Source organism: Streptomyces bullii (assembly GCF_042657145.1).
Taxonomy (GTDB): domain Bacteria; phylum Actinomycetota; class Actinomycetes; order Streptomycetales; family Streptomycetaceae; genus Streptomyces; species Streptomyces bullii.
Map to the genome: position 1 here is coordinate 187269 of NZ_JBHSNY010000004.1, position 24994 is coordinate 212262.

The following is a 24994-nucleotide window of genomic DNA, read 5'->3' on the forward strand; positions in this document are numbered from 1 at the left end:
GCAGAGCAGGGAGCGCTCGCGGACCAGGGCGGTGCGGCCGGGGCGGTGCATGGAGGAAGTCATCGGCCGCCCCGGATGTCCGCGATGTGCACGAGCTGGCCCAGGGCGGTGGTGGTGTACCAGCCGCAGTCGATCAGCTCGTCACGGTCGGCGAACCGCGTAAGGAGAGCATCCTCCATGGCCCGCAGGTAGATCAGGCAGTCCGGGCAGCGGCGCGAGAGGTGCACGAGGTAGCGGGGGTGGGCGGTGACGTAGGACTGGGCGCCGCCGGTCGCATCACGCAGCCGCCAGCCGTCCTCGTCGGTCGGGGTGTGCCAGGACGGGGCCACGACGCGCATCGCATCGCCCCACAGTTCGCCGCCGGCCATCCCCTTCAGGACGACGACGGTGTCACCGGCCTGGAAGTGGGCGTGAGTGATGTCCCGATCGGGGGTGAGCGGGTCGGGCGTCGGTGCGAACGCCGAGGTGGGCGGGGGCTGGGACATGAGTTCCTTCCACGCAGATGCTGGCGGGGTGGGAGCATCAATAGTCCGGAGGAACGCCGGTTTGGCTAACCGGCGTTCTCCGGCTATGTTGCCCCGCCGTCAGCGGAACGGGTTCTCCGTCCCGCGGTCCGCCTCATCGGCTGCGTCGAGGAGTTCGAGCAGGTCAGTGCCTTCGGCGTCGCGCTGGTCGATCCACCATCCGGCACGGGTGATGGTGCGGGCCTTCTCCTCCAGCTCCGCCCAGTCCGCCTCGTCCCACGTGCCCTCGACGACGAGCGCGGTGTGCGCGGATGTCATCAGCTGGTGGCGGGAGCGCTCACCCCAGTCCAGGGCCCTCTCCGGGCCCTCCAACTGCGGCATGTCGAACTGCTTCGCCCACGCGAGGGCTGCCTGCTGCTCCTCGGCCCGCTTGGCCGCGAGCCACTCCTCCTTGGACTCGGAGTCGGCGTCGCGTGCGGCCTTCCAGCAGTCGGTGCAGTCCTTCGACGCGAGCCAGCGGGCGAAGCTGGCCCGCTTGTCGGCAGGGCGATTGGACAGGTCGTGATCCACTCGGTGGGAGCAGGCGTGCTCCACGGTCCAGTGCGTACGCACGGCCATAATTCGATCTCCTCAAAGGGGTTGGAAGTAGTGGGGTTGCGCCCTGATCGGGGCGTCATGTACCGGCCACGGAGCAGGCACCGGCGCCAGCCGCACCGCGCCTGCCCGCGGGGCCCAGACGTCGGCGCGCGGCGAGAAGGACGGTGAGAGCGAAGGCCGCGCCGTGGGCCGGCGAGTGGCTGCTTGGCGAGGTGTTCGGCGAGGGCGGCGCGGGGGGCGGGATGCTTGGCCAGGGATCACGGCCACCAGGAGAGGTGTGCCTGCAACGAGGCTTCGCGCGTGACGACCAGGTGAGTGGGAGTCGCAGCTTGGGCCCCCAAGAAACGGCTACCAACTCGCCTGGGTGTCAGTGGGGTTGGCTAATATGGACGTGGTTGACGAGATCCTTGAAAGGCATGGTGCATCGGTGATGATGGCCAACCGCTACGGCGCTCCATCCGAGGAGCGATAGGCGCGCCTGGCCGGCGCTTCCCTATCGCGACGCCCGCTGGGCGGCGACGCTGTGACGTGAATCCAGCGCAGGCTGCACCCTGCCCTGATTCAGGTGACGGCGCTCCGACGGAGTATGGAGGGCCCTACTTGTCTGCCACCACTTCTACCTGTGACCACCGCGTGTATCACGTTGTCGTCGTTGCTCTGGTATCCGTCATCGCTGGGCTCGTTGCGGGGATCGGCTCCGCTGTTCTGGGGCAGCCTGCCCTCACCGCCGTCGCTTCTGGCGGTGCCGTCCTTGCCTTCACCTACGGCGCCAGCATGACCGCCGTGTCACACGTGAGTAAGCGTCAGCCGTAGCCGCTGCTCCGGGGGCGGCTGGCATGGCCGCCCCCAGGCGGTGGCCGCTCAAGACAGCTCACGATCGTGTTCGTAGGTTGCGAGGGCAAGGCTGATCGCGTCCTGCTCCATGGGCTCGTGTACGGCAAGACCATGCAGGACACGGCCTTAGCGGTGTCGGGCGGTGGTGCTGGCGCGGGGCGGCGGCGTGGGCGGTGTGGTGTCCACGGCGGGGCGCGGACGGGCGCGCAGCACGGGGGTGCGGTGCGGGGGCAGGACGGCGACGGTCGCGCCGAGGTCCTCGGCCGCCTCTTCGACTTCGCGGGTGAGGAACTCGATCTGTCGGCTCAGCGCTGCCAAGCGGGCGGCGATCTGGCGGCCCTGCACGGTCTCCAGGGCGCTGGCGAACTGGCCGCTGATCTCCAGGAGTTCCTGCAGGCGGACCATCGGGCCGGCGTTATAGCCGCGCTGGACGGCGCTGAGAAGTGCATTGGAGGCGTCACCGGCGCTCTGGCCTTCGACGACATCGCGGATAAGATCCTGCAGGGACACCTCCGGGACCGGTGCCGGGCGGTTGAACCGGGAGACGTCCGCGCGCAGCACGCCGGCCGGAACCGGAGCGGGCAGCACCTTGCCCGCCTCGTACTCGTGGGCATAGTGCCCGACAACCTGCCAGCCCGGTGCGTCCGGATCGCCGCGCAGCGCGACCACCGTCGAGTCGTCATCCTCGACCAAATAGGCGAGGGTGATCGGCTGCCCGTCGGCGGCGTACCACGACTCGGTCAGCTCCAGCTCGCCGCGCCTTTGCGCGGCCTGGGCCCTTTCGGTCCACATCTGCTGTTCCTCGTCGGTCAGCGGAGCCTTGTGGTGCTGGCCGCCCTGCTGGTCGGCGAGGTTGCCGGCAAGGGAGCCGTGGTCCGCCCAGGTGGCCAGGTGCGGCCACAGGGCCGCTTGCTGAGCGCGAGCGGCCGGGGAACCAGGGGCGGCTGGCCGGTCGAGCGCCCGGCGGATCTCGGAGGCCGAAACGGCCAGGCCGTCCAGGACGGCCCGCCACCCGGCCAGGTGCCGAGCGGGTGGCAGCTCATCGAGCACCAGGTGGGCGGTATCGAGGAGCGCCTCGGCGTGCGGCGCAAGGTGGGCGGCGTACGCCTCCACCGCGGCCTTGTCGCGGTGGGCTCGTGCGGCTGCCGCGGCGCCCGCGTTAACGGTACGGCCGTAGCGGTCGCGTGGCATGTCGAGCGCGGCCTCGGTCTCGCGGTCGATGACCGCCATCCGCAAACGGAAGTCGCGTGCCGCGTTGGCCAGTTCGGGAGCGATCTGCAAGGGGCCGTCGGGGGCCGGACTGCTCGCAGGTGTCATCGGGACCGCCCGCCGGTCGCGGCCGTCAGGTGGACGGTCGGAGCGTAGGTGGGCTTCGGCGGGATCGGCCGGGCCGAAGGCGGGGAGGTGGTGGGCGGTGTAGAGCGCTGCGTCGTCCGGCCGGCGGCGGCCTGGGCGAGACGGCTGCGGCGCTCCTCGAGTCCGTGGGGCCGGGCGGGGTGTGCCGGGCCGGCCGAGAGGGACGGGTCGAGGCGGATGTCGGCCTGCACGGTGTAGCCGTGGCGGCGCAGGTCGTGGACGGCTTGGCGGGTGCGGCGGACTCCGTCGCGCTCGGGCTCGCTGAGCCGGTACAGGCCGGGTTCTTGGGGAACGGGCTCGAACTGCTCGCGCTCCAGGTACCAGTGGGCGAGGTGCGCGGGCATAGAGGCGGTGAAGGAGGCCACGAAGCCGTGTTCCTCGTGGTCGCCGAAGGCGAAGTGGGTGCCGGGTTGCAAGGGGGCGGTGTTCTCCTTGGGGCGGGGGGCGGAAAGGTCAGGGGCCGCGGTGCGCGGGCCGGGCCGCGGTGAGGGGGCGGGCCGGCGCGGCGACGGGCAGGGCCGGGCGGCGGTGGGGTGCGCTGATGCGGGCCTGACGCAAGAACGTTTCGCCGTCGGTGAGCCAGGTCTCGATGGCGGGCCACGCGCGTGCTCGGCGCTCCTGCTCCGGCACAAAGCCGCCGTGGACGATCTCGTCGACCAGGGTCTCGGCATCGATCACGGCGTCGGCCAGACGAGAGAGGGCCGCGGCGTCGTCGGGCCACGGGCTGCTCGCGGGTCGGCACCGGTCCAGCAGCGCCGGGGCGTGGTCGACGACGGTCAGGAAACGGCGCCAGGCGTGGTTGAGGAACAACTCCGTCGCGGCGCCGAGAGCGGCGGCGCTCAGCGGGGTGGCGTCGCTGTAGCGGCCGGAGGCGTTCATGGCCTGCCAGGTGTCGTGCTCGCAGCGGATGTCCCTGAGCACGGCGGCGATGGCCGCCGTCTGGCGGGCGTGGACGGCCTGCTCGTAGGCGGGGAGGTACCGGCCGGTGAGGGCCTGGGCAGCCCGTCCGGCAAACGGCGGCAAGACGATGCTGCGCGGGGCGTGGGGATCGCCGTAGCCCCCTTCCAGCCCCTCGGGCGAGAAGGCCCCTACCAGATAGTCGAGTTGACGGCCGGGGCGTTCGATGAACAGCAGCGTGGTGCCCTGCACCGCGTCGGTGAGGAGCGCGGCGTAGGGGATTCGCTCGCTCTGGACGGCGCGGCCGAGTTCGCCGCTGTCCCAGATCCAGGGGACGAGGTCTTCCTGCCAGGCGGGGTGCGAGTAGATCTCGACCGAGGCGCGCCACTGGCCGGGCAGGAGGCGCGTGAGGTCGCGGGCGGCGTCGCCGATGAACCGGCGGCTGCTCGTGTGCACGCTGGTGCGGTGCCGCTTCGCGCACCTGATCAGGTCGACCACGGTGGTTTTGGTGCTGTCCGCGGGCAGGTGCCAGACGCCGTCGTCGTCCCGCTGGAAGCCGTTCTCCGCGAGGGCGGTGTGCGCCCAGGGGTACTGCTCGCCCGAGGCGATGGCGACGATCCCGGACTCCCGGCTGTGCGTCAGGATGATCTGCGCCTCAGCCATGGACCAGGTCTGTAGGGAGCGCGACTTCGTGAGCACGGGCTCCCGCGGAAACATCGAAATCCGCACGCAGTGAGCAGTGGCGCTGTAGGAGGAGATTGAGCAATCGGTGGTTCTTCTAGCTCGGATAGGTAACGGCGAGTGAGGTACTAATGGCCGCGGTGAACGTTGGTTCCGGTAACCAGGGTCGGCCTTGACGCTGGTGGACCAGGTCGCTTTCGGCCCAGCAGGTCGGCGCGGCGGCTAGAGTCCAAACTCCCTTGCGAGGCAGGAGATTGGCTATGAGCGACCTGGCGATGGTGGCCGTCGTTAGCGCGTACAACCTGCGCTTCATCCGGTACTGGGACGCCGAGAGCCGGATTGTCGGGGATGCGGGGCCGAAGGTGACTCGACCCCTGCCCGGTGTTCCCGGCCTGCACATGTTCTATGACCAGTCGGACGTGGATGCTCCACACCAAGATCTCAATGAGGTGGGTCGTCGGGTCGTCGAAGCTTTCGGTCATCCGCGCCAGGACGAGATGCGTGGGCAACTCTGCATCTATCTCGCTGACGCAGAGGGTGCCCCGGTGGACATGCCGCCCTGGTTGCGCGACCGCATCCAGGAGGAGGTCGGCCGCGCCCGCGCTGACACCCGGGCTTGAGGAAAGTGACAACTACTGAACGTTGCCAATCCTCATGATCACGCGGAAATGCTCACGGATTCGCGGATCCTAGAAGGTCCTCGCCGTGCAGGACGGAGCGCAGGCTGCGGCCGTACGCCCAGGCGTGCTCGCGGGCCGCCAATTCCAGCTGGTCGTATCCGACCTGGGCTGTCATCTGCCCGTTCCACTTGCGGTACCTGTACACGGGCACTGGCAGCAGGATCCCGCGCGCGAGCGCGGTGACGCCGAGGGCTGCGCAGTAGTCCTCGCCTTGGACGAGGCCGCCCATCGGCGCGGCGCGCACGAGGTCGGTGCGGGCGAGGATCGTGGTCGGCCCGATGGGGATGGTGTCCGCCGGCGACTTCCAGTACGTCCACACGTCGCCGGCCTCGTGCCGGCCGGGCGGCGTGGGGCAGCGCCACAGGGTGGTCGAGCCGTCGGGGTAGTGGTCCTCGCTCCAGCCCGCACACCAGCCGACCCCGGTCGACTCCAGGGTGTTCAGCCGTACGGCCATCGCATCGTCGGTGAACTCGTCATCGTCATCCGCCCAGTTGGTGTACGGGGTGCGTACGTGGTTCAGGGCCAGGTTGCGGGCGCAGGCGGCGCCGGCCGGCCGGGGCAGCGACAGGGTGCGAACGCGGGCATCTTGTGCGAGGGGGGCCGGCAGGCGGTCGGGCGAGGCACCGTCGAGTGCGATCACGGCCTCCCACGGCACGGACTGCCGGGTCAGGCTCGCGTGCATGGCGGTCAGGTAGTCGAGCCGGTCTTCGCGCAGGCGGCTGGCGATGACGACGGTGATCAAGGGCGTGGTGCGCGGGGGCAGGGAAGGCTCCGAGAAGACGAGGGAAAGCTAGCGGCGGGCGGTGGGGCGCGAGGGGCCGGCCTTTGCCGGGGTTGCGGCAGGAGCGCTCGGACTCGGCGTGCTGCGCGATGCCCGGATAGCGGGCGGGGAGTCGCGGGAGGACCAGGCCGCCGGGTGGTCGTTGAAGGCGGTGCGCGGGTCGATGGCCCAGCTCACGATGGGGCCGATGTCCTCGTGCAGGAGGCTGATCACCTCGACGCCCTCCTTGTGCAGGACGTACCCCCACTTCATGTCCTGCGCATCGGCGGTCTCGTCGGTGACCGACATGCGTACCGGCGGCGAGCCGTCCGGGGTGACCAGGTGGTCGAGGGTTCGGCTGGGCCAGTGGTTGCCGCCGGTCAGCGCGGTCACGAGTGCGGGCGGGGCATCGTCGAGGAGATCGGTGCCGAGTTCGTCCCAGCCGAGAGCGACGTCGTCGATGAGGTGCCGGCACATGGCCTTGATGTCGCGTCCGAACTTGTACTGGTAGGCGGCCAGGAGCAGGGGGAGGTGGTGGCTGGGCACGCCGTCGAGCTGGACGTGGATGCCGCTGTAGCCCGTGCCGACGGTGGGGCGGGCGATGAAGGAGCGAGTGGACAGGGAGCTCTCCGCAGCAAGCAGGGGGCGGGAAATGTTCGGCGGCCATCAGGTGGCGCGCGGGTGCGTCTACACGCGGTCCGACCTGGACGGGACCGGCGGGCCGGAGGCATCGGTGCGGGCGCAGGTGTAGCCGATCAGGCGGGACGGGGCAGCCTTCGCGGGGACGGTGGCGGCGTCGTTGCACACGAACGTGTACCTGATGGAGGTGCGGGGCACATCGTGGAGCCAGGCCCGGTCCTCCTTGCCCGGGTTGATCTGCAGGCCGGAGTGCGCGACGGCGTCGGTCTGCGTGTGCATGTGGGAGAAGAGAACTAGCGCGGCGCCGTCGGTGGTCTTGAGGGCGTAGGCGTCCTTGTAGCGGTTGTCGGCGCCGGCGAAGACGGTGGTGCCCTGGTCCCCGTAGCGGGTGCCAGTCTTGTCGTGGACCTCGATCTGCCGCTTGCTTGCCGTGGTTGGCGTGAAGACCTTCGTCCCGGTGTGCGTGCCGCCGGTGGCGAAGTTGTCGAGCACCGCGGCACGCAGAACGCCGGCGTCGGCGGCGAGGTGCTTGTTGCCGTCGGCGGCGACGGCCGTCGCGTACCCGTCGTGGTCGAGTGCGATGTCCGGCAGTTTCGGGCTGTCGAGGTCGACGACGGAGACCATCTCCCAGCGCTTGTGCTGGGGTCGTTCGGCGAACACCGCCAGACGCGAGGGGGCCTTGCCCTTGTCGTCCGAGAGCGCGGCGGCGAACCAGCGGTCCTGTCCGGCGGCCAGGCGCGGGATGTACAGCGTGGTGCTGGCGGTGTCGTAGGACCAGGGCTTGTAGGGCGTGCGGTCGGTCGCGGGAAGTCCCTCGGTCTCGGCGTAGTCCGAGACGGACATGGCGTACAGCGGGCCGTCCTCGATGGTGCCGAGCAGAGCGCGGTTGCGATCGGCGTTGGCCTCGTTGTTGATCTGCGAGTAGTGGGTGATGACGGCGCGGGCCTGGGCGGCGCTGAGGGCAGGCGCCGGCTGCGGCGCGCTGCTGGCGCTGGGCGTCTGCTTGGCGACGGCAGCATCGTTGTCGGTGGCACAACCGGTGAGCGCCAGGGCGAGGCAGGCGGCGCCGACGAACAGCGGCAGGGTGCGGCGGGCGATGCGGATGGAGACTCCAAGGTCTGGGGGCGGGTCAGCGCGTACGGCGGATCGGGGACGCGGCCTTCGCTGAGGCCGGCGGAAGGGCGGCGCTGGTGGTGGGCGCCGAGTGGCGCTGGTTCACGCCGATGCCCTGGGCGGTGAGTTGCTGGACCACGGCGTGGACGCGAAGGGCGCGAGCGGTGTCCCCGTAGGCGGTGGGCAGGAGGAACGCTGCTTGGTGCGGGTGGTACTGGAAGCCGTGGGCGTACAGCGTCATGCGGGCATCGACCGGCACGCTTTCGTACGGCGCGCCGAGGGCGCCGTCGCTGTAGAGGGTCAGCGTGAGGACCTGGTCGACCTGTGGCGGTTGGGGCCGGTGCGGTGGCTGGGGCTGGTGCGCCGCGTTGTTGAGGACGGCCTGCAGGGCTTCTTCGTAGCGGGGCAGCAGCCGCCGGGCGACTCGTGCTGCCGCGCGTGCGGGGTCCTTGGGAACGGCGATGCCGTTGGGTTCCTCGACTCCGGCGAAGTGGTGGGGCTTGATGTGCCTGCTGTCGGGCGCGAGCGGGGCGACGACGAACTGGTGCAGATAGCGGGGGCGGTCGGTCACGTACAGCCTCTGGTCGGCCGGCCCGTGGAGCACGGCGTCGTGGGTGAGGACGTGGCTGACGACATAGTCGACGTGACCGGTGTCCCAGAGCTGCTCGGTACAGGGGAATTGGTCCGCGTACTGCGCGTGGCACTGGTACTGGCTGGTCCAGGTGCCGGGCAGGCGCGCGGCAAGGCCGGCGGCGAAGGCGGCCAGGTCGGTGCGGGGTGAGGTCATGTGTTCCTGGAGGGAAGCGATGGTCCGGGTCAGCGCGCGTTCCGCGGCTGCGCCGGCGGGAGCACTCGCGAGGGAAGGGACGGTGTACGGGCCGGGCTGCAGGGCAGTCGCGGTGCCGACGCGAGGGGGGTGAGGGCCCGCATCCGGTCCTCGGCCACGTGCAGGACCTCTGCGAGGTTGCGGATCTCGGCGGCGGCGTCGGCGAGGTCGTACGACAGGTCGAAGCCGTCGTCCTCCTCCGCTTCCTTGGCCTTCTCCCCGGCTGCTTCGAAGAACTCGCCGAGTTGCGCCAGCAGGCCGTCGGTGGGCTCCAGGATCTGGTGCAGCAGGGCAGCGGCATCCGCGTGCGACTCCGCTCCGTTGAGTCGGTCGGTCAGAGCGCGCAGCGCGTCGCCGTAGACGTAGACGGGAGCACGGTCCGGTGTGCCGGGGACGCCCTGGGCCTGGGGCGCGGGCGCCGGCTGGGCTGAGTCCACGTGTGGGCTTTCGCCGGGCAAGACAGAGTGCGGCAGCAGCCCGAGTTGGGCCAGGCGCTGGTCGATCGCCTCGATCAGGGGCTGGGCGCTGCCGCCGTGGCGGGCTTCGGGCCGCTGCGGAGCACGGGGGTCGTCGGAGGGGGCCGAGTCGTAGAGGACCTCGAACAGCGACGGGTCGTCGGGGTGCTCACGCGTCGCGATCCAGCCCTCCGGGTTTCCCGGCGGGCGCTCGGAGGACGGCTCCTGCTGCGGACCGATGATCAGGTAACTGTCGTCGGGGAGCGAGACGCGCACGATGTAGGCGCTGAGGCCGAACTCGATGTCGCACTGCAGGCCGCGCGCCCGCAGCGGCGTGGTGATGTGCGCGTGTCTACGCCACAGCTCCTGCCACCACGGGGTGTCCACGTTGCGGTGGTCGGGAAGCGGTGCGAGCGAGGCAACGCGGCGGGAGTCTGGGGTGCTCGCTTCGTCAGCGGCCACGGTTCCTCCCGCGGGAGGAGGCGGGCGATCGGTGTGGTGGAGGCGTCCGTCGAGCGGGGGTGACTCCCGGCTATGACTCCTGACTGAAGCCGAGTTCGTACTCGTCGTGGGTGGCGATCAGGTCGTGTTCCATCTGGGCTTCCTGGTCGGCGACCTGTGCCATGAGGTCGTCGAGTTCGGCTCGGCGTTGTTGGTCTTCGGCCCATTCGGTGGCGTTCACGTGAGGGGGACGTTTCAAGAGGACTCCGTGTGCAGGCGGTGGCGGTGCCATGTCGATCGACAGTGGTGGTCCTTCGGGATCGCGTTTGCGAGAGGCGGGCGGGACAGGAATCGCCGAAAGAGAGCTATCGGCGGGGTGCCGCGCCGGGGGACGGAGGAGCGGGCGGGACACCTGCGCTAGCCCCAGGGTCGCGGGGGCGGGGGCCGGGTCGTAGGCGGCGCGCAGCCTGCTCAGGCCGGCCTCGTCAGCGAGGGCCAGGACCGACAGTGCCCGGCTGGCCGCTGTCATCAGCAGGTTTGAGGGAGATCCCTTGGCCGCACCGCGGTTCTCCCGCCGCCACCGGGCGGCGGCGACGAGGTAGTCGCTCACGGCACGCAGTGCAGGTTCGGCGGCGTCCAGGAAGTGGTCGGTGACTGCTTCGATCTCCGCCGGAGTCTGAGCCGCGGCGAGGGCGTCCAGGTAGGGGGTGAGGTCGGGTGCGGGCCAGGGTTGGTCCGGCAGCGGATGCGCGTCGCGGAAGGGCTGCGCGTCGCGTCGCGCCCACCGCTTCAGGTCGCCGCGGGTGGCGAGGTTGTACCGGGCGGCGTGGATCTGGTCGGCGTCGCGGCCGACGTTGTCGTACAGGTCGAAGTCCGGGTCACGCGGGGAGATACGAAAGTCCTTCGATGGGGTGTTGTCAGGATTCGTGAACTAGACGCTCTTTCAATGCATTCGGGCGTCGGTGTCGAAGAGCGCCAGCTCGTGGGGATGCAGCAGGTGCTGGACGATGAAGGATCTGCCAGCGACTTTCCACAGACCACGGCCCCGGTTGAGGTGCGCGATGGCGTCCATTTCCACGGAGGTCAGGCCGAGCAGGGCGGCGGCGGCGTGGAGTTGGTCGGTCTCCTGGCGGTAGATGATGCGGGTGCTGCAGTCGGCCAGGAGGCCCTCGGCGAGGGCGCGGCCTTGTGATCCGGCGTCGCCGGCGGTGAGCAGGTCGGACAGCCGGTGGATCACCATGAGGTTGGCGATGCCGAGGCCACGGGAGAGCTTCCACTGGGCCTGCATCCGCTGCAGCAGCCCCACGTGCCGCATCAGGCGCCACGCCTCGTCGTACACGATCCAGCGCCGGCCGCCGTTCGGATCGGAGAGGGCGGACTCCATCCAGGCACTTGCGCAGGTCATGGCCAGGACGAGGGCGGTGTCGTCGCCGGATCCTCCGAGCCGGGACAGGTCGATGGTGAGCATCGGCGCGTGCGGGTCGAAGGCGACGGTGGAGGGGGCGTCGAACATGCCGGCCAGGTCACCGTGGACGAGGCGGCGTATCGCGTGGGCCAGGTCGCGTGCGGCGTCGCCGAGCTGGCCGGACATCATGCCGGCGGCTTCGTCGAGCGCACTGGGGGTGTTGAGGGTGGCGGCGACGTCGCCGAGGAGCGGGGTGCGGCCGGTGGCGGCGGCGCGGGTGACGACGGCGTCGAGGGCGACGTCGAGGGCGGTGTGCTCCATGGGCATCAGGTCCCGGCCCAGGACGGTCCGGGCGAGGGAGCCGAGTAGGAGCAGGCGCCGTTTGCGGATCTCGCCGACCCAGTCCGCCTCCGTCACGCTGTCCGGCCGCGGGGCCGCATCCAGGGGGTTCAGCCGTCCGGGCAGTCCTGGGCCGAGCGCGACGGACCGGCCGCCGAGCGCGTTCGCCACCGGCGTCCACTCGCCTTTCGGATCACAGGGAACGTAGACGCGGTAGCCGAAGGCCACCGAGCGCAGTGCGAAGGACTTGGCGAGCGCGCTCTTGCCCTGGCCGATCACTCCGGCGAGCAGGAGGTTGGGGTTGGTGAATCCCTCGACCTTGCCGTACAGCGCGAACGGGTCGAAGACGAACGATGCTTCCGCGTGGACGTCGCGGCCGATGTAGATGCCCTCGGCGCCGAGCCCGCCTTCGGCGAGGAAGGGGTAGGCGCCGGCGGCCACGGCGGTGGTCATGCGGTGTGCGGGCAGCTTCAGCCGGTTGTTGCGCGCGGAGGCGGGCCCGGAACGTCCGCTCGGGGGGTAGAGCGGAGCGGGCATCTCGTGCTCGGCGGGTGTGCTCTCGGCCTGGTGGGCGGTGGCTTCGGCGCGGGCCTTGGCGGTGGCTTCGGCGAGCTGGCGGCGGGCTGCCTTGCGGCTGGCCCGGTCGGTGCCGTGGGGGGTGAACAGCGGGCTGGCGGAGGCGCGGCGGGCGCGGCGAGTGGGCCGGTGGCTCATCGGGGGCCCTCGATTCTGCGGGTGGTGCTCATCGCACGCAGGCCGTGGTGTGCGGACGGAGGTCGGTGGGGGTGGTCTTGCGCCGGATGCTGTGCCCGGTGGCGAGGTGGCGTTGGCAGATGGTCAGCACGGGCGGCCCGTCGGGCAGCCGTTCCGGATGGCACGCGCTCGTCTCGGTATCTGCTTGCGCTGTGTTGCCGGGCAGCAGGTGGAAGGCGCAGTGGAGCTCGGTGGTGGCCTGCCACAGGCGGGTGTGCGCGGTGGCGAGGTGGCGGCCTGCTACAGGGTGCGGGGGCCGTGCTACCTCGGCCAACTGGTCGATGTACCGGTGTAGTTCGGTGAGGTGGGCGTGGAGGGTGTCGAGGTGCCCGCGATCCGGGGGCGCGGCACGGTTGAGGGCACGAGCGTGGTGGCGGACGCCTGCGGTGGCGGCCCGAAGGTAGGGGTGCGCGTCGGGCGCGCTGGGACGGGGAGGGATCAATGGGAGGTCCTTGCCGTCAAAGGGGCGGGAGCGGGGTGTGGGGGCGAACTGGCAGCTACAGGGTGGTGCGGGCCAGGGGGAGTGCGGCGACGGCGAACGCGTCGGGCTGCTGGTAGTTCAGCCGTCGTAGGTCGACGCCCGAGGTGACGGCGTGGGTCTCGATCTGTGCGCAGGCGGCGTCCAGGAGGGCGTCGGTCTCGGCGGTGACGGTGACGAGGCCGGTCAGGGCGACGTCCGCGTGTCCGGCGATGAGCTGGCGCTCTCGCTGTTTGACGTCGGCGTACTCGACGGAGTCTTCTTCGCTGTCGACCTGCCCGCGGCGGGCGCGTTCGTTGGCGTCGGCGATGATCGCGGCCTTCTTGCGCTGGACGTCCCGCAGCGCGGACTCGAGCCCCTGCGGTACGTAGATGAGGGACAGGCTGCGTCGCACACCAGCGGTGAACATGAGGCCGTGCATAAAGCCGGCGTTCGTCTCGGTGCGAGGCCAGTTCTCCACCCAATATGTGGCGTGCCGTGCGCTGTCGGTGGCGAGGCGGTCGTACTCCTCGACCTGGACGACGGGTCCGGCGGCTGCGGGGTCTGCTTCGGCGCGGCCGGTGTCGGACCACTGCTGGAGTGCGGCGAGGGCCCCCGGGTCGTAGGCGGTGCGGATGACGGCAGCGATCTCCCGCGCAGTCAGCCACCCGGTGACCATCAGTCCGGCGTTGCGGGCTGCCTGGGCGATGGAGGCGGTGGTCTGCTCCATGACGGTGAACGCGCCGGGCAGCCCGCCGCCGGCCTGCGAGATCAGGCGCCGAGCGGCCTTCAGATCGAGGGAGATGGCGAGGTAGGTCTCGTGGGGTGCGGCGGCGGGACCGGCCGAGGCGACCAGTTCGGAGTAGATCTGTCCGGCGACCGGTGTCTGGGGCTGCCCGTTCTGGGCCCAGTGGCGGGTGAGGGTGTCGCCGCTGTCGGGGACGGTGCGCTCCAGCACCTGCACGGTGGCGATGTGCCCGGTGCGGGCGATGCCCGCAAGCGCGCGTCCCCAGCTGCCCACGTTGTGGTTCTGGGTGGCGGGGTCGAGGAGGGCGAAGGCGCGGCTGCTGACCCGGGCGATGGCGGTCAGGGTCTGCCGGTGCGGGTCGTGCACGGCCGCGGCGCCGTTGGCCGAGTCGCCGGGGGTGACCACCTTGAGGGAGGCGGCCGTGCCGGGCAGGTGGAGGATGCCGTCCTGCCGGGGCCGGGTGACGGGCCGGGCGAGCCAGAGCGTCTGGCCGGTGCGTCGGCGCTGTGCGTAGCGGGCGACGATCGGCGCCCAGTCGATCAGGGAGCGTCCGTGCCGTCGGATCACCACGAGCGCACCGGATGCCGCCCACAGCGGTGCCAGGGCGACGGCGCCGACCAGCCCGGTGGAGACCACCGTCATCAGCAACAGCGCCAGCGTGCAGGAAACAAGGACGAGTTGGGGCAGGGAGAGGCCGAGGAGGATGCCGCGGCGGGACCGGTGCGGAAACTTCACCGTGACCGGAGCGACGGAGAGATCAGTCAAGGGGTGGGTCCTGAAAGCGCGGGCGGAAACCCGGGGGCGGGGGTGCAGTACACGTCCCGCCCCCGGTAGACGGACAGGGGATCAGAGGCCGGTCGCAGGCGGCGGCGGTGAGGCCGTCCCGCTGGGCGTGGCGTTCTGTGCCCCAGGGGACGGTGGTGCGCCCTGCGGCGGCGGGGTCGTGGTCGGCGGCACTGACTGCCAGCCGCCTTGCTGGCCGGACGCGGCGCTCATGCCGGATCCACCCGGCCCCGGGCTGCCGCCCACCTGGCCGCTGGTGTCATCCGACACGCTCGTCGGCCCGGGCTGGACGGCCTTCTCCAGGCCGGACTTCATGGCACCGCCACCGGGCGAGCCGCCCGTTCCGCCACCCTGCGAAGCGTCCTTGCCGCCGCCGCTGTCGCCGGTCGGGTTGGCGGCGATGTCGCCGGGGAATCCGCCTCCGCCAGCGTCGGGGCCTTCCGCGGCGGCGACACCCGCTCCAGCTGCCGCTCCGCCGGTCCCTGCGGTGGCCGCTGCGGCCGCGGCCTTGCGGGCGGCGTTCTCGGCGTGGGCCTTGGCGATCTGCGCTCCGGCTCCGCCGGCGCGGTGGATGGACTCGCCGTCGGTGCCGTCGGCCGCCCAGTGCACGAACTTGAAGACGGCATAGGGGCACAGCAGCACCAGGATCATGATCACGATGCCGGACATGACGTCGGCGAGGGCGGCGATGCCGTCGGTGGCGTCGGTCTTGCCCATGGCGGCGATGCCGAGCACGAAGATCACAGTCATCAGCAGCTTGCTGACGACCAGGGTGGCGGTGGCTTCGATCCAGCCCTTGCACCAGCGGCGTGCGACCTCCCAGCCGCCGCCGGCCGACGCGAAGACGGCCAGGGTGACCATGACGAGGATGCCGACCTTGCGGACCATCATCACGCACCAGTAGAGGAAGGCGCCGATGGCGGCGCCGAGACCGACGACGACCGGGACGAGCCAGCCGAGTCCGGCCAGGGACCCGATCTGGCTGACCTTCACGATGCGGCGCACGGCCGACTCGATGCTCAGGTGCGCGGTCTTGAACAGGCCGTCGCTGACGGCGTCGACGACTTCGACGGCGACCGTGGTCAGGGCGATGGCGCAGAACGCGAACAGGACCCCTGACATGGTGCCGGTGAACGCCTGGGTGAGGGCTTGTCCGTCGCGTCTGACGGCGGCCCGGACGAGCTGCGCGCAGAAGGTGGCGACCAGCAGGACCAGGCCCAACGGCAGCAGCATCTCGTAGTTGTCGCGGAACCAACCGGCGTTCAGGTCCACCCTCGTGGTGGTGTTGACCGCCTTGGCTGCCAAGTCGGCCGCTGCCGCAGCCAGCTCACCTGCGGACTTCGCCATCCAGTCACCGATGGCCTTGCCAGGGTCCGAGGCGAAATCGACCGCGTCGCCGACGGCACAGAGTTTGTCCGCCAGGGGGTAATCACAGAAACCCACGGGGAATTACTCCTCCTTGTCTCGTGTCAGGCGTGGGTCACTGCGTGACGCTCGGAGCGATGGCGGCCAGGGCACAGTCGTGGCCGGGGCGGCACTGCACGGCGAGGGTCACGGCGCGCTCCTCGGCTCCGCCGCCGCCCTTCTTCCAGGCGATCTGCTGCGCGCCGTTGACGGTGACGACGTAGATGTACGCCTCGGTGATCGCCGAGGGGTCCTCGGCGAGGGCCTGCTTGAACGCGCCCGGGTAGTGGCCTTCGGTGACGCGGGCGGTGGCGTGCTGGTCCTGGTCGGCCATTCGCGACCACAGCAACGGATCAGGGACCTGGCCGGAGACGGACGCCCAGTCGGCATAGGTGGGCTCCTTGGTCATCCACGCGCGCATGCCAGCGAGCTGCTGGTCGCGGCTGGTGTCGCGGGTGTCGTAGGACCACAGCATCTGGGCTGCTGCCTTGGCGTACGCGACCGGCTCGGAGATCTGCGGAGGCTTGGGCACAGAACCGGAGTCGGCCTCGGGTTTCGGGGCGGGGGCCTCGGAGGAGGACGGGCTGTGCGTCGCGGCTGGCCCGGCAGCGGTCGGATCCCGGTGGGCGTTGCCCCTGCCGGACAGCCAGGCGACGGCTGCGGCGATGGTGAGCAGGACGGTGACGATCAGAGCGACGATGGCGATGCGTCGGTTGGCCGACCAGCCGACGCCGTAAGAGGTCAGCGAGAGGGTGGGGAATCGGTTCCGCATCAGTGGACCTGCGAGCCGAGGGTGGAGAAGAACGCGACGATTCCGTTCGCGGCGCCGAGGCCGAGGGCGGCGCCCGCGGCGACGACGGCGCCCTTCTTGCCGTTGGCCTCGGCCTGGTGGCCGCCGGTGTGGTGCCCCCATGCCCACACGCCGAGCGAGACGGCGAGGGCGCCGACGACGGCGATGATCCCGAACATGTTGATCGAGTTGACGACGTTCTTCAGCACGCTGAGCCCGGGCAGGCCGCCGCCCTTGGGCGAGATCCCTGGGTCGTAGGCGAGCTGGATGACGCGGTCTGCGAGAGGGAGGGACATAGGTGTGGCGGGCTCCTTGCATACGCGGGCCAGACGAGGGGCCGGCGGGGGGAGGGAAAGCAGAGGGGGTGGGGAGATGCGCTCGGGGCGCGGGACATCGCCGCGGCGGCCGGCCTGGAGCGGTGGCCGGGCGGTGGCGTCAGATGACGCGGCGGGCGGCGAGAATCGTCCAGTCCTTGATCGGGGTGATCCGGACCGGCTTGGTGGTGCGCGGTGCCTCGATCACGAGGCCCTCGCCGATGTACATGCCGACGTGCTCGGGACGGCCCGCGGTACCGCGGCTGAAGATGAGGTCACCGGGCTTGAGCTGGGCGGGCGAGACTGCCTGGCCTTCGTTGACCTGCGTGTACGTGGTGCGGCTGAGGGTGACGCCGGCGTGTGCGTACGCCTGCTGCATCAGCGAGCTGCAGTCGCAGCGGCCCATCGGGTCGGGGCCGTGGGCGTTGGTGCAGGATCCGCCCCACTGGTAGAGGGTGCCGAGCTGGTGCATCGCCCACTCGATGGCGTTGCGTGCCTTCGGGTCGGCGTCCTTGGGGATCTTGTATCCCTTCGGGACGCTGCCCTCGGGGATCGGGCCGAAGCCGGAGCCGTCCTGGCCCGGAGCGCAGCCGGTAGTGCCGGCTCCCGGGTCCTTGCCTGGGTTCGGCTCCTTGGCGTCCTTGTTGTTGCCGGCGCCGGGGAAGGTCTTGGCGATGGCTTCCTGCAGCGCGGTGGCCAGGTGCTCCCACTGCGCGTAGGCGTCCGGCAGGCCGGACTGCTGTACTGCTTGGGCGGCCTGGGTGACGGTCATCTGCTGCCAGCCGTTCACCTTGAGCAGGTGCTTGTAGAACTGCTCGCTCGCGTACGTCGGGTCACGGATCTGCTCGGCGGTGCCCCAGCCCTGGGAGGGACGCTGCTGGAACAACCCAAGGCTGTCCCTGTCGCCATAGTTGAGGTTGCGCAGCCTCGACTCCTGCATCGCCGTGGCGAGCGCGATGACCTGGCCCTTCTTGGGGACGTCGAGGCTGATACCGGTGGCCACGATCGTCTGGGCATTGGGCACCTGCTCGGCGGGCAGGTCCAGGCCCTCGACGTGGACGGTCTTGCCGGACGCCCCGTCGAGGATCTTGGTGACCTGCTCGGCGACCTTGCCGGTGTCGATGTCGTTCAGGCAGATGAGGGAGCTGCTGCTGCTTTGAACGGCGTCCGCGGAGGACGCCATCATCATGCCGGTGCCGGCGAGCAGAAGCGGGGAGAGGAAGACGACGCCGATGCCGGCGGCGAGCGCCTTCAACCGGAGCGGACCGCTCGTGGGTCAGCGAGGTCGGGCAGGGGTGGGTAGCGAGACGTCATGAGCGTGTCCTTCGGGGGTGCGGTGTCCGGCGTGCCGCGTGCGCGAGGCGTGGTGGAAGGGCGCGGCGGCCGGGGTGGGCGATCAAGGCGAACCGATGCGGGGCGAGTTGCCGCTCGCTCCCAGCTGGCCGGGCCGTGAGCTAGGTGTGCCGGGGCAAGGGGGTACCTCCGTGAGGTGTGGCGGGGGAGTAGCCAGCGGCGGTGTGCGCCGGGCGGTTCAAAAACAGTAGATGCGGATTGGCGGTTGACCAAAAAGCTGGCGCGAGGGTGCCGGAATCCGGCACCCTCGCACGGCACTTCTTGGTCGTCGGCGGATTCGCCTCTACAGTTTTTGGACTCCCCTCGCCTCCTCGGTCTGCGGCCCTGGGCTTCTGCACGCCCACTTCCGGCCTGCGAGGACTCCTGTGCGAGGCGGCTAGTTCCCACCGTGAATCCGCACCCGAATAGGGGCCCCTCTTTGCCTTTTTCCCTTCACCAGGGCGACGCCCTGGCCGTTCTCTCCGGCCTTCCGGACGGCTGCGTCGACTCCGTCATCACCGACCCGCCGTACAACAGCGGTGGCCGGACCGCGAAGGAGCGCACCACCCGCTCCGCGAAGCAGAAGTACACCTCCGCCGATGCCAAGAACGACCTCGCAGACTTCACCGGCGAGAACATGGACCAGAGGTCCTACGCGTTCTGGCTGACGCAGATCATGACCGAAGCGCACCGTCTGACGAAGACCGGCGGGACCGCGCTGCTGTTCACCGACTGGCGTCAGCTCCCGACGACGACGGACGCGATCCAGGCCGCGGGGTGGCTGTGGCGCGGTGTGTTGGCCTGGCACAAGCCGCAGGCCAGGCCGCAGAAGGGCCGGTTCACCCAGAACTGCGAATTCATCGTCTGGGCGTCTAAGGGGGCGATCGACGGCTCCCAGAACCCGGTCTATCTGCCCGGCATGTACTCGGCGTCGCAGCCGTCGGGCGCGCAGCGCCGGCACATCACGCAGAAGCCGGTCGAGGTGATGCGCGAGCTGGTCAAGATCAGCCCCGAGGGCGGCACGGTCCTCGACTTCTGCGCCGGCTCCGGCTCCACGGGCGTGGCCGCTCTGCTGGAAGGCCGGGACTTCATCGGCGTGGAGAAGACCGAGCACTACGCGTCGATCGCGGCCGACCGGCTCACCGAGACGATCCGCGAAACCCTCACGCAGGACGACGTGGACCTTACCGGCTGAGCCCCGTCCTTGCCTGCTGCCAAGGCGACCGGCTCCCCAAGCGTAGCCGTCGGCGACATACCGCCGTAGTGGCCGTGCAGCTCGCCGGATGGGCCGCGCGCAGACGCTTCCGTCCTTTTCTCATCCCGTGTCTCGTAGGAGGCCGAGCTTTTCAATGCCCGAATCAACAAAGTCGCCTGACGATGGCGAGTTGGAGCCGGTTCGTATTCCGGATCGACAGCTGGAGGGAATCGAGGCGAGCGTGCGGCGGCTCATGGAGCAGTCGGCGCAACAGGCTCAGCAGCTCGACCACCTCGCGTCTGCCCCGCCGCCCAGCGGATCACCGTTCGCGGCCTTCGGCATGCCAGGACTCGGTGGGCCGCCTCCCGCCGCTCCACCGGAGCCCCGCCCGATCCTGGAACTCGACGGAGAAGAACGCGAGGACGAACTCGACGCCCTGTCCGAATGGGTGGATGACTTCTTCCTCCCGGTGTACGGGGCGGAGGTCACCACCGCGGCTCCCTGGTGCCTGCAGTGGCAGGAGCACGACGACGTGGTGGCCTGGCTCCACGCCCTGTGGCTCGCCTACCAGCAGCACAAGGATCCCGAAGCCGGGCTGGCCGGTCTGTTCGTGTGGCACCGGGACTTCCTCACCCACGCCGTCGCGGCGATCCGCGCGCCGGGTGGGCCGCTGTCGGCCTGCATGACCTCGCCCGACCGGCCCGCGCACCGCCTTCTGCCCGGCCCGCCGCCGTCCGTGCGCACGGAGACGGCGAACACGACACAAGCCGCCGAACCGGACGAGCCGACGTCATGACCGCGGGAGCGGGACAGCCCGCCTTCGCACTGAGCTTCGACCCCCGCGCGCTGACCGATCTCCTCCAGGCCCCAAGCGACATAGCGACCTCACCCTCGCCTACCTGCAGGAAGTCGTGAACGCGCAGCGCTTCGGCCTGCGTCTCGACGGTGACCTGGAGGGATTCAGGAAGCTGTTCGTGGACTTGCGCAAGGACTGGCGTGTCGTCTACGGCGTCCGCCCGGCACCCGCGGAGTCCGCGCATCCCAAGGAGATCCACGTCGTCGCCATCCGGCCGCGAGCAGGCAACGACGTCTACGACGAAGTCGGCCGCCGCCTAGGGATGACCCGTCGGCCGCTGAGCGCCCGCACCCACGCGGCACGCTCGCGTTCCCCGCAGCTGACCACCCGCGCTCCCGTACCCCGGCCCGGTCCGCCGCCCACCGCACTGCCGGGGCTACCCCGTCCCGCCCCAAACCCCGCGCACCATCACACCCGCTGAACGCACAGAGATCCGCCTATGCACCCTCCACCCGCGCCGGCACCCACCCGGCGTGCGGTCTCCCCGCTCGACCACCGCCTCCAAGCCGTCACCGGGCACGACATCGACACCCTGTGGGCCTACCGCGACCGCGGCATCCTCGACGAGCAGCACGCCCACCTGGTCGACCGGCCCCGTGAACTGGCCAAGGCCCAGACCAGCGTCACCTTCTACCTCCGGCTCCTCAACCGCCTGTCCAGCGGCGAGTTCGACGTCGACAGCGCGCTGTTCACGCGCATCGACCGCACCATGGACCAGCTGGAAGAGGCCACCGCCGCGCGGGACGCCGCGGCTAGGAAGGTGCTCGCCGCCCTGGAGCCCATCGAAGCAGCAGCGGCGGCTCGCGCGCCCGACCCCCGGCAGCTCTCGACGGATGACCAGGCGGCGCTGCTCGCCATCGCCGGCGGCGCCAAGCTCTACGAACACCTGCTGACCGGCCGGATGTCCGTCACAGCCGCCTCCGGTACCCGCATCCCCCACGCCAAGCTGCAGCAGTTGGAGGACGCCGGCCTGGTCGCCCGGGACACCGGCCACCCTGTGCACGCAGGCCAGCCGGTCGCGCTCACCGACGCCGGACGGGCCGCGCTGTTCGCCGCCCGCCGGGCTCCCACGGTGCAGGCGCCGAAGGTCCCGGCTCGCCCCGGCGCAGCGGCGCTGACTTCACCGAAAGGCTCTTGTTGTCTCCCACCGACCGGCGCCGGACCCGGACCGGAAGTCCATCCCCCAAGTCGACTTCGACCTGGACGACCTCGACGCCGACGAGGAGAAGTACCTTGACTTCTACCGCAAGGTCGCCGTCCACGAGGACATGCTCGTTCCCCTCGCCGAACACCACGACAGCCCGCACAGCTTCTGCGGACAGTTTCCACGTGTTGCCGCTCTGCTGACGACGCTACCAGCGCGCCGCGCTCGCGGCCGTGACTACCGTCCAAGACACCCCTCTGTTCGACGGCTTGGCCGAAGTCCCTACCGTCCCCGTCTGGTGCCAGCGGTGGAACGGCCCACGGCACTCCTTCCGTGACGTTGGTGAGGGCGGGTTCGACGCCCGGCGGTACGCGGCCGAGCTGCTGCCGGAGAAGGAATCGAAGACCTTCGTGGTCGAACACTACTACTGCGGCTCCTTCCGCCGCGCGGTTCCGCTTCGGTCTGTACGACATCGACGCCGACGGGGTGCAACTGCGCGGGTGGCCATGTTCGGGGTGCCCGTCACCGTGGCCGTGCCGACGCGGCCGCTGAACCCGAGGGCTTCCCGCCAGGGCGCACGAAAATCAGTGCGCTCGGACACCGGCTGCTTCGATACTGCTGGTGACGAAAGTGAGGTCCCGTGCCGCAGATCGAGCCGAGCGTGCTGACAGCGCTCATGGCGGCGGCGAAGGACGCCGTCTCCAACGCAGCCGTCGCCTTCTCCCTCACGGCCATGGACGTCGGTTCGAGTACGACCGTCGAGCAGCAGCGGGATGCGCTGGTCGCGGCCTTGCGTCGCCGGCCGTCTGAGGTGCTAAAGGCCCGGAAGGAGGCGCGGGAGGCCCCGCCGATTCCGCCGACCCAGTTGGAGATCTGGAGCCTATACGCAGACCACGTGGATGATCCTCTGCTCCGTGGCCACCTTCATCATCTGCTGCTCGACGCCGGACACGGCCGTAGACCCGACCACGTTCGTGGCGCGGCCTCCGGATACCTCGACGCGGCGCAGCTGCTGTTGGCCGCCCAGGACGGCCACGGGCTGCCGCGGGCCGCCCGGTGCCTAAAGAGGGCCGGAGAGCTGTCCCTCAAGTTCAAGCAGCACGACGTTCGTGAACGCGCAACCAAGGACGCCCTCGCCCTTGCCGAGCGCTTCCTAGCCAGCGCCGAGGACGAGGGGGGACCTCTGCTGGTTGTCCTGGAAACGTTGCAGACCCTGGATTGCGATGTCGCGGACCTCGCCGAACGGGCGGCCGACCTCTTCGCCCGCGACGTGGATGTCCGGCTTGGCTTCCTCGATGCACTGTGGAAGGACGCGGGCCCCAGCCGCCACACGGAGATCGATGCCGCCGTGGTCCACACGCTCCTCGACGCCGCCGATACCGCCGATGCAAGGCACCGCCGCCTGTACTTGCTGACGGAGGCAGCGACCCAGGCGCAGAAGCGGGGACTGCCCGACCTGCGGGCCCGTGCCGAGATGGCCCTGCAGCAGACCACGCCGGAGTGGACCTCCATCCGGCCCGAGGGCACCATCCCGCGCACATTGATCGCCGGGCAGCAGGCCCGGGTCGATGCAGCCGAGGATCTGCGGACCGCGCTGTGGCTCACCGTGCAGGACATCCACCCGGCGATGCGGGCGCAGGCCGAGGCCGACGGCGCGCTCGAGGGCCTGCTACGGATCCCGTGCTCGCGCATCAACCCAGCCGGGCCGGTCTTCGTCCGACCGCCCGTCGAGGCCAACGACGACCTCGCCGTGGCGATGCAGGTCCGCGGCCTGGGACTGTTCGGGATCCTGACCGCAATCCAGCTCGACCGCATCCACGAACGCTTTCGACCTGACGAGTTCGAGATGACCGCCGCTCTGGCACACGAGGCGGTGCTGCCCGAGCCGCGCGCGCGGACCCTCGCCCGAGCCTTCTGCTACTACTGGCTGGAGGAATTCGACGCCGCGGCGTGCGTCGCCCTGCCACAGGTCGAGCAGATCCTCCGGGAACTCCTGCGCTCCCGGGTTCCTGTCGTCTCCGTGGCCTGGGGGCCGAGCCCCGGTGGAGTCGACTTGCTGGGCAAGCTCCTGAAGAGCATGCCGGAGGCCGGGTATCCGGCGGACTGGAGCAGAGCGCTGGAACTTCTCCTGGTCGACCCCGACCGCGGGATGAACCTGCGCAACAACATCCTCCACGGCCTGGCCGGCACCCCGCCCAAGCACCACGTCGCGCTCATCTTGCAAGCGGCGCTGTACCTGCTCAGCCACGCGCACGGGCAGCGCATGGCACCTGACCCGACGGCCTAATTCCCAGGACCGCAGGGCAGAGCCACTCCTGGGCCACTCCGCTGGCCGGGAACGCACGCCACCCGCCGCCCCGGCGTGGTCCAGCGCGGCTCACTCATACGAAAACGGGCCGAGCCCAGCAGCCGGCTCGGCGACAATGAAGGCTGAAGCGCCACGCCGCGCCCAAGGACTGACGATGAGTCACGAACGTGAGGTAGCCCCGCCCGGGCTACGCCGAGTACTCCAGGACGTCGTGCACGCCCTGGAGGAGGAAGCGGTTGCGACCCTCGCCGCCTGGCTCGACATCCCGGTGCCCTCCGGCCTGTGGGGCAGGGACCTGCCCGAATGGATCAACGAGCAGTTGCAGCGGCTGCCGGACCCCAAGGTCTTCGACCTGCTGGAGCAGGCCCTGACCTCGAACGGCATGTGGGGATCATCGGCCTACGACGAGAGGGTAAACAAGATCCTCAAGGAGGCCGAAATCGCTCTCGTGATGGTCGACGGCTCCTTCCTTGAGGACGACGAGGGGGCCGAAGAACTGGACGTCCAGGACGCCACGGTCCGCCCGCTGACCCTGCTCACCGGGAAGTACGCCACCGCCCGGAGCAATTGGTCCAAGGCCCTGACCGCCCAGAAGGCCGGGGACGATCGCCAGGCCGTCGCGTTGGCCGTCAACACCCTGGAAGGCGTCGTCAAGATCGCCTCCGGGCAGAAGGACATCAATTCCGGGCTTCGCCGGCTGTTCCCCGAAGGCGAGCGCACCCCGCTGTGCCAGGCGATCAACCAACTGCACAACTACGGCTCCGCGATGCCTTGGGTGCGCCACGGCGGCGGCCAGAAGGACGTGGAGCTGACCCGGATTGAGGCGCTGGGCGTGGTGCGGGCCGCCGCCGTGTGGATCGTCATGCTGATCAACCTGGACAAGGAGGGCCGCTTCTAGGCCCGCCGGAGGTCAGGCGCCGACCTCACCGGCGCCGACCTGAAGTTGTCGGCGTATAACGAGCGCGCCGCCCGCCACCTGGCCGCCCAGGTCGGCATCATCGACGTCCGCGCCGGACTGCTCCCGCAGGACAAGGTCGTCACCGTACGGGAGTTACAGTAGAGGACCAGGGCCGCAGGGGGCTGGTGGTCGGCCACGGCGTTAACGACGCCCCGGCGCTGGCCGCCGCGCACACCGGCATCGCCATGGGCAAGGCCAGCTCCGACCTTGCCCTGGAGACCGCCGACGCCGTCGTCGTACGCGACGAGCTCGCCACCATCCCCACAGTCGTCGTCCTCGCTTGTCCGAGCGGCGAACTCGCTCGTGGAGGGCGCCAAAACCACCACCGACGCGCGGGTTGGAACACGACCGCATCCAGGAATCGACGAGCCCGCGCGTTTCCGACCGCTCTGCCCAGAAGGTGAGACAACAGGAGCAAGGGCACGAGTACGTCGAAGCCAAGCTTATGTCCCTCGGCGCCCCTGC

General features: G+C 70.4%; 24 protein-coding genes and 2 pseudogenes. 8 read left to right on the forward strand and 18 right to left on the reverse strand.

Translation table 11 applies throughout. From position 1 onward, the window contains the following. Positions 1 to 59 precede the first annotated feature (59 nt). The 5 genes from ACFPZJ_RS12160 to ACFPZJ_RS12180 form a co-directional block, all read right to left on the reverse strand. A complete protein-coding gene (locus ACFPZJ_RS12160) occupies positions 60 to 485 on the reverse strand; it encodes a hypothetical protein (RefSeq protein ID WP_381020417.1) in 426 nt (141 codons plus the stop codon). A gap of 99 nt (positions 486 to 584) precedes the next feature. Next, on the reverse strand, positions 585 to 1082 hold the full coding sequence (locus ACFPZJ_RS12165; protein ID WP_381020418.1) for a hypothetical protein: 498 nt from the start codon (positions 1080 to 1082) through the stop codon (positions 585 to 587). A 939-nt stretch (positions 1083 to 2021) separates the two neighbouring features. Then, positions 2022 to 3212 carry a hypothetical protein gene (locus tag ACFPZJ_RS12170; protein WP_381020419.1) on the reverse strand — a complete coding sequence of 397 codons (1191 nt, stop codon included), beginning with the start codon at positions 3210 to 3212 and terminating at the stop codon, positions 2022 to 2024. Further along, complete coding sequence (locus ACFPZJ_RS12175; protein WP_381020421.1) at positions 3209 to 3667, reverse strand: hypothetical protein; 459 nt, start codon at positions 3665 to 3667, stop codon at positions 3209 to 3211. Before ACFPZJ_RS12175 ends, ACFPZJ_RS12170 begins: the two co-directional genes overlap by 4 nt. 37 nt (positions 3668 to 3704) lie before the next feature. Continuing rightward, positions 3705 to 4811: a hypothetical protein gene (locus tag ACFPZJ_RS12180; RefSeq protein WP_381020422.1), complete on the reverse strand. Its 1107-nt coding sequence runs from the start codon at positions 4809 to 4811 to the stop codon at positions 3705 to 3707. A 278-nt stretch (positions 4812 to 5089) separates the two neighbouring features. Here ACFPZJ_RS12180 and ACFPZJ_RS12185 point away from each other — a divergent pair, with 278 nt between their 5' ends. Then, positions 5090 to 5449, forward strand: a complete 360-nt coding sequence (locus ACFPZJ_RS12185) for a hypothetical protein (RefSeq protein WP_058082628.1) — start codon at positions 5090 to 5092, stop codon at positions 5447 to 5449. Between the two features lie 52 nt (positions 5450 to 5501). On the opposite strand, the gene ACFPZJ_RS12190 is transcribed toward ACFPZJ_RS12185, so the two are convergent. The 13 genes from ACFPZJ_RS12190 to ACFPZJ_RS12250 form a co-directional block, all read right to left on the reverse strand. Next, entirely contained in the window at positions 5502 to 6251 is a 750-nt protein-coding gene (locus tag ACFPZJ_RS12190) for a glycosyltransferase family 2 protein (protein WP_381020424.1), read from the reverse strand. 48 nt (positions 6252 to 6299) lie between these two features. Continuing rightward, complete coding sequence (locus ACFPZJ_RS12195; RefSeq protein ID WP_381020426.1) at positions 6300 to 6815, reverse strand: hypothetical protein; 516 nt, start codon at positions 6813 to 6815, stop codon at positions 6300 to 6302. A gap of 141 nt (positions 6816 to 6956) precedes the next feature. Next, complete coding sequence (locus tag ACFPZJ_RS12200; protein ID WP_465269679.1) at positions 6957 to 8012, reverse strand: DUF8094 domain-containing protein; 1056 nt, start codon at positions 8010 to 8012, stop codon at positions 6957 to 6959. Positions 8013 to 8037: 25 nt separating this feature from the next. Beyond that, the gene (locus tag ACFPZJ_RS12205) at positions 8038 to 8808 is read right to left on the reverse strand and encodes a hypothetical protein (protein ID WP_381020429.1); all 771 of its coding nucleotides are present in this window, start codon (positions 8806 to 8808) and stop codon (positions 8038 to 8040) included. 29 nt (positions 8809 to 8837) lie between these two features. After that, positions 8838 to 9764, reverse strand: a complete 927-nt coding sequence (locus ACFPZJ_RS12210) for a hypothetical protein (RefSeq protein WP_381020430.1) — start codon at positions 9762 to 9764, stop codon at positions 8838 to 8840. A 70-nt stretch (positions 9765 to 9834) separates the two neighbouring features. Then, the gene (locus ACFPZJ_RS12215; RefSeq protein WP_381020432.1) at positions 9835 to 10353 is read right to left on the reverse strand and encodes a hypothetical protein; all 519 of its coding nucleotides are present in this window, start codon (positions 10351 to 10353) and stop codon (positions 9835 to 9837) included. 333 nt (positions 10354 to 10686) lie between these two features. Beyond that, the gene (locus ACFPZJ_RS12220; protein ID WP_381020434.1) at positions 10687 to 12201 is read right to left on the reverse strand and encodes an ATP-binding protein; all 1515 of its coding nucleotides are present in this window, start codon (positions 12199 to 12201) and stop codon (positions 10687 to 10689) included. 28 nt (positions 12202 to 12229) lie between these two features. Beyond that, on the reverse strand, positions 12230 to 12682 hold the full coding sequence (locus ACFPZJ_RS12225) for a DUF6238 family protein (RefSeq protein WP_381020436.1): 453 nt from the start codon (positions 12680 to 12682) through the stop codon (positions 12230 to 12232). A gap of 55 nt (positions 12683 to 12737) precedes the next feature. Further along, positions 12738 to 14210 (reverse strand): SCO6880 family protein, encoded by a 1473-nt coding sequence (locus tag ACFPZJ_RS12230; RefSeq protein ID WP_381020438.1) that lies wholly within the window; start codon positions 14208 to 14210, stop codon positions 12738 to 12740. 81 nt (positions 14211 to 14291) lie between these two features. Then, a complete protein-coding gene (locus ACFPZJ_RS12235) occupies positions 14292 to 15671 on the reverse strand; it encodes an SCO6881 family protein (RefSeq protein WP_381020439.1) in 1380 nt (459 codons plus the stop codon). A gap of 37 nt (positions 15672 to 15708) precedes the next feature. Next, positions 15709 to 16404 carry a hypothetical protein gene (locus ACFPZJ_RS12240; protein WP_381020441.1) on the reverse strand — a complete coding sequence of 232 codons (696 nt, stop codon included), beginning with the start codon at positions 16402 to 16404 and terminating at the stop codon, positions 15709 to 15711. Then, positions 16404 to 16718 (reverse strand): DUF6112 family protein, encoded by a 315-nt coding sequence (locus tag ACFPZJ_RS12245; RefSeq protein WP_006143162.1) that lies wholly within the window; start codon positions 16716 to 16718, stop codon positions 16404 to 16406. Before ACFPZJ_RS12245 ends, ACFPZJ_RS12240 begins: the two co-directional genes overlap by 1 nt. A 139-nt stretch (positions 16719 to 16857) precedes the next feature. Beyond that, complete coding sequence (locus ACFPZJ_RS12250; RefSeq protein WP_381020442.1) at positions 16858 to 17991, reverse strand: C40 family peptidase; 1134 nt, start codon at positions 17989 to 17991, stop codon at positions 16858 to 16860. Between the two features lie 516 nt (positions 17992 to 18507). Here ACFPZJ_RS12250 and ACFPZJ_RS12255 point away from each other — a divergent pair. The 7 genes and pseudogenes from ACFPZJ_RS12255 to ACFPZJ_RS12285 all read left to right on the forward strand — a co-directional run. Then, positions 18508 to 19263, forward strand: a complete 756-nt coding sequence (locus ACFPZJ_RS12255) for a DNA-methyltransferase (protein ID WP_093721462.1) — start codon at positions 18508 to 18510, stop codon at positions 19261 to 19263. 253 nt (positions 19264 to 19516) lie between these two features. Beyond that, positions 19517 to 20059 (forward strand): DUF4913 domain-containing protein, encoded by a 543-nt coding sequence (locus tag ACFPZJ_RS12260; RefSeq protein WP_381020444.1) that lies wholly within the window; start codon positions 19517 to 19519, stop codon positions 20057 to 20059. After that, positions 20056 to 20540 (forward strand): annotated as a pseudogene (locus ACFPZJ_RS12265) (hypothetical protein). Before ACFPZJ_RS12260 ends, ACFPZJ_RS12265 begins: the two are co-directional and overlap by 4 nt. Positions 20541 to 20558: 18 nt before the next feature. Continuing rightward, the gene (locus tag ACFPZJ_RS12270) at positions 20559 to 21356 is read left to right on the forward strand and encodes a hypothetical protein (RefSeq protein WP_381020446.1); all 798 of its coding nucleotides are present in this window, start codon (positions 20559 to 20561) and stop codon (positions 21354 to 21356) included. A gap of 547 nt (positions 21357 to 21903) precedes the next feature. Next, complete coding sequence (locus ACFPZJ_RS12275; protein ID WP_381020448.1) at positions 21904 to 23550, forward strand: hypothetical protein; 1647 nt, start codon at positions 21904 to 21906, stop codon at positions 23548 to 23550. 175 nt (positions 23551 to 23725) lie between these two features. After that, entirely contained in the window at positions 23726 to 24469 is a 744-nt protein-coding gene (locus ACFPZJ_RS12280) for a hypothetical protein (protein ID WP_381020450.1), read from the forward strand. 51 nt (positions 24470 to 24520) lie between these two features. After that, positions 24521 to 24810: pseudogene (locus tag ACFPZJ_RS12285) on the forward strand (HAD family hydrolase); the annotation flags it as partial. Between the last annotated feature and the right edge of the window lie 184 nt (positions 24811 to 24994).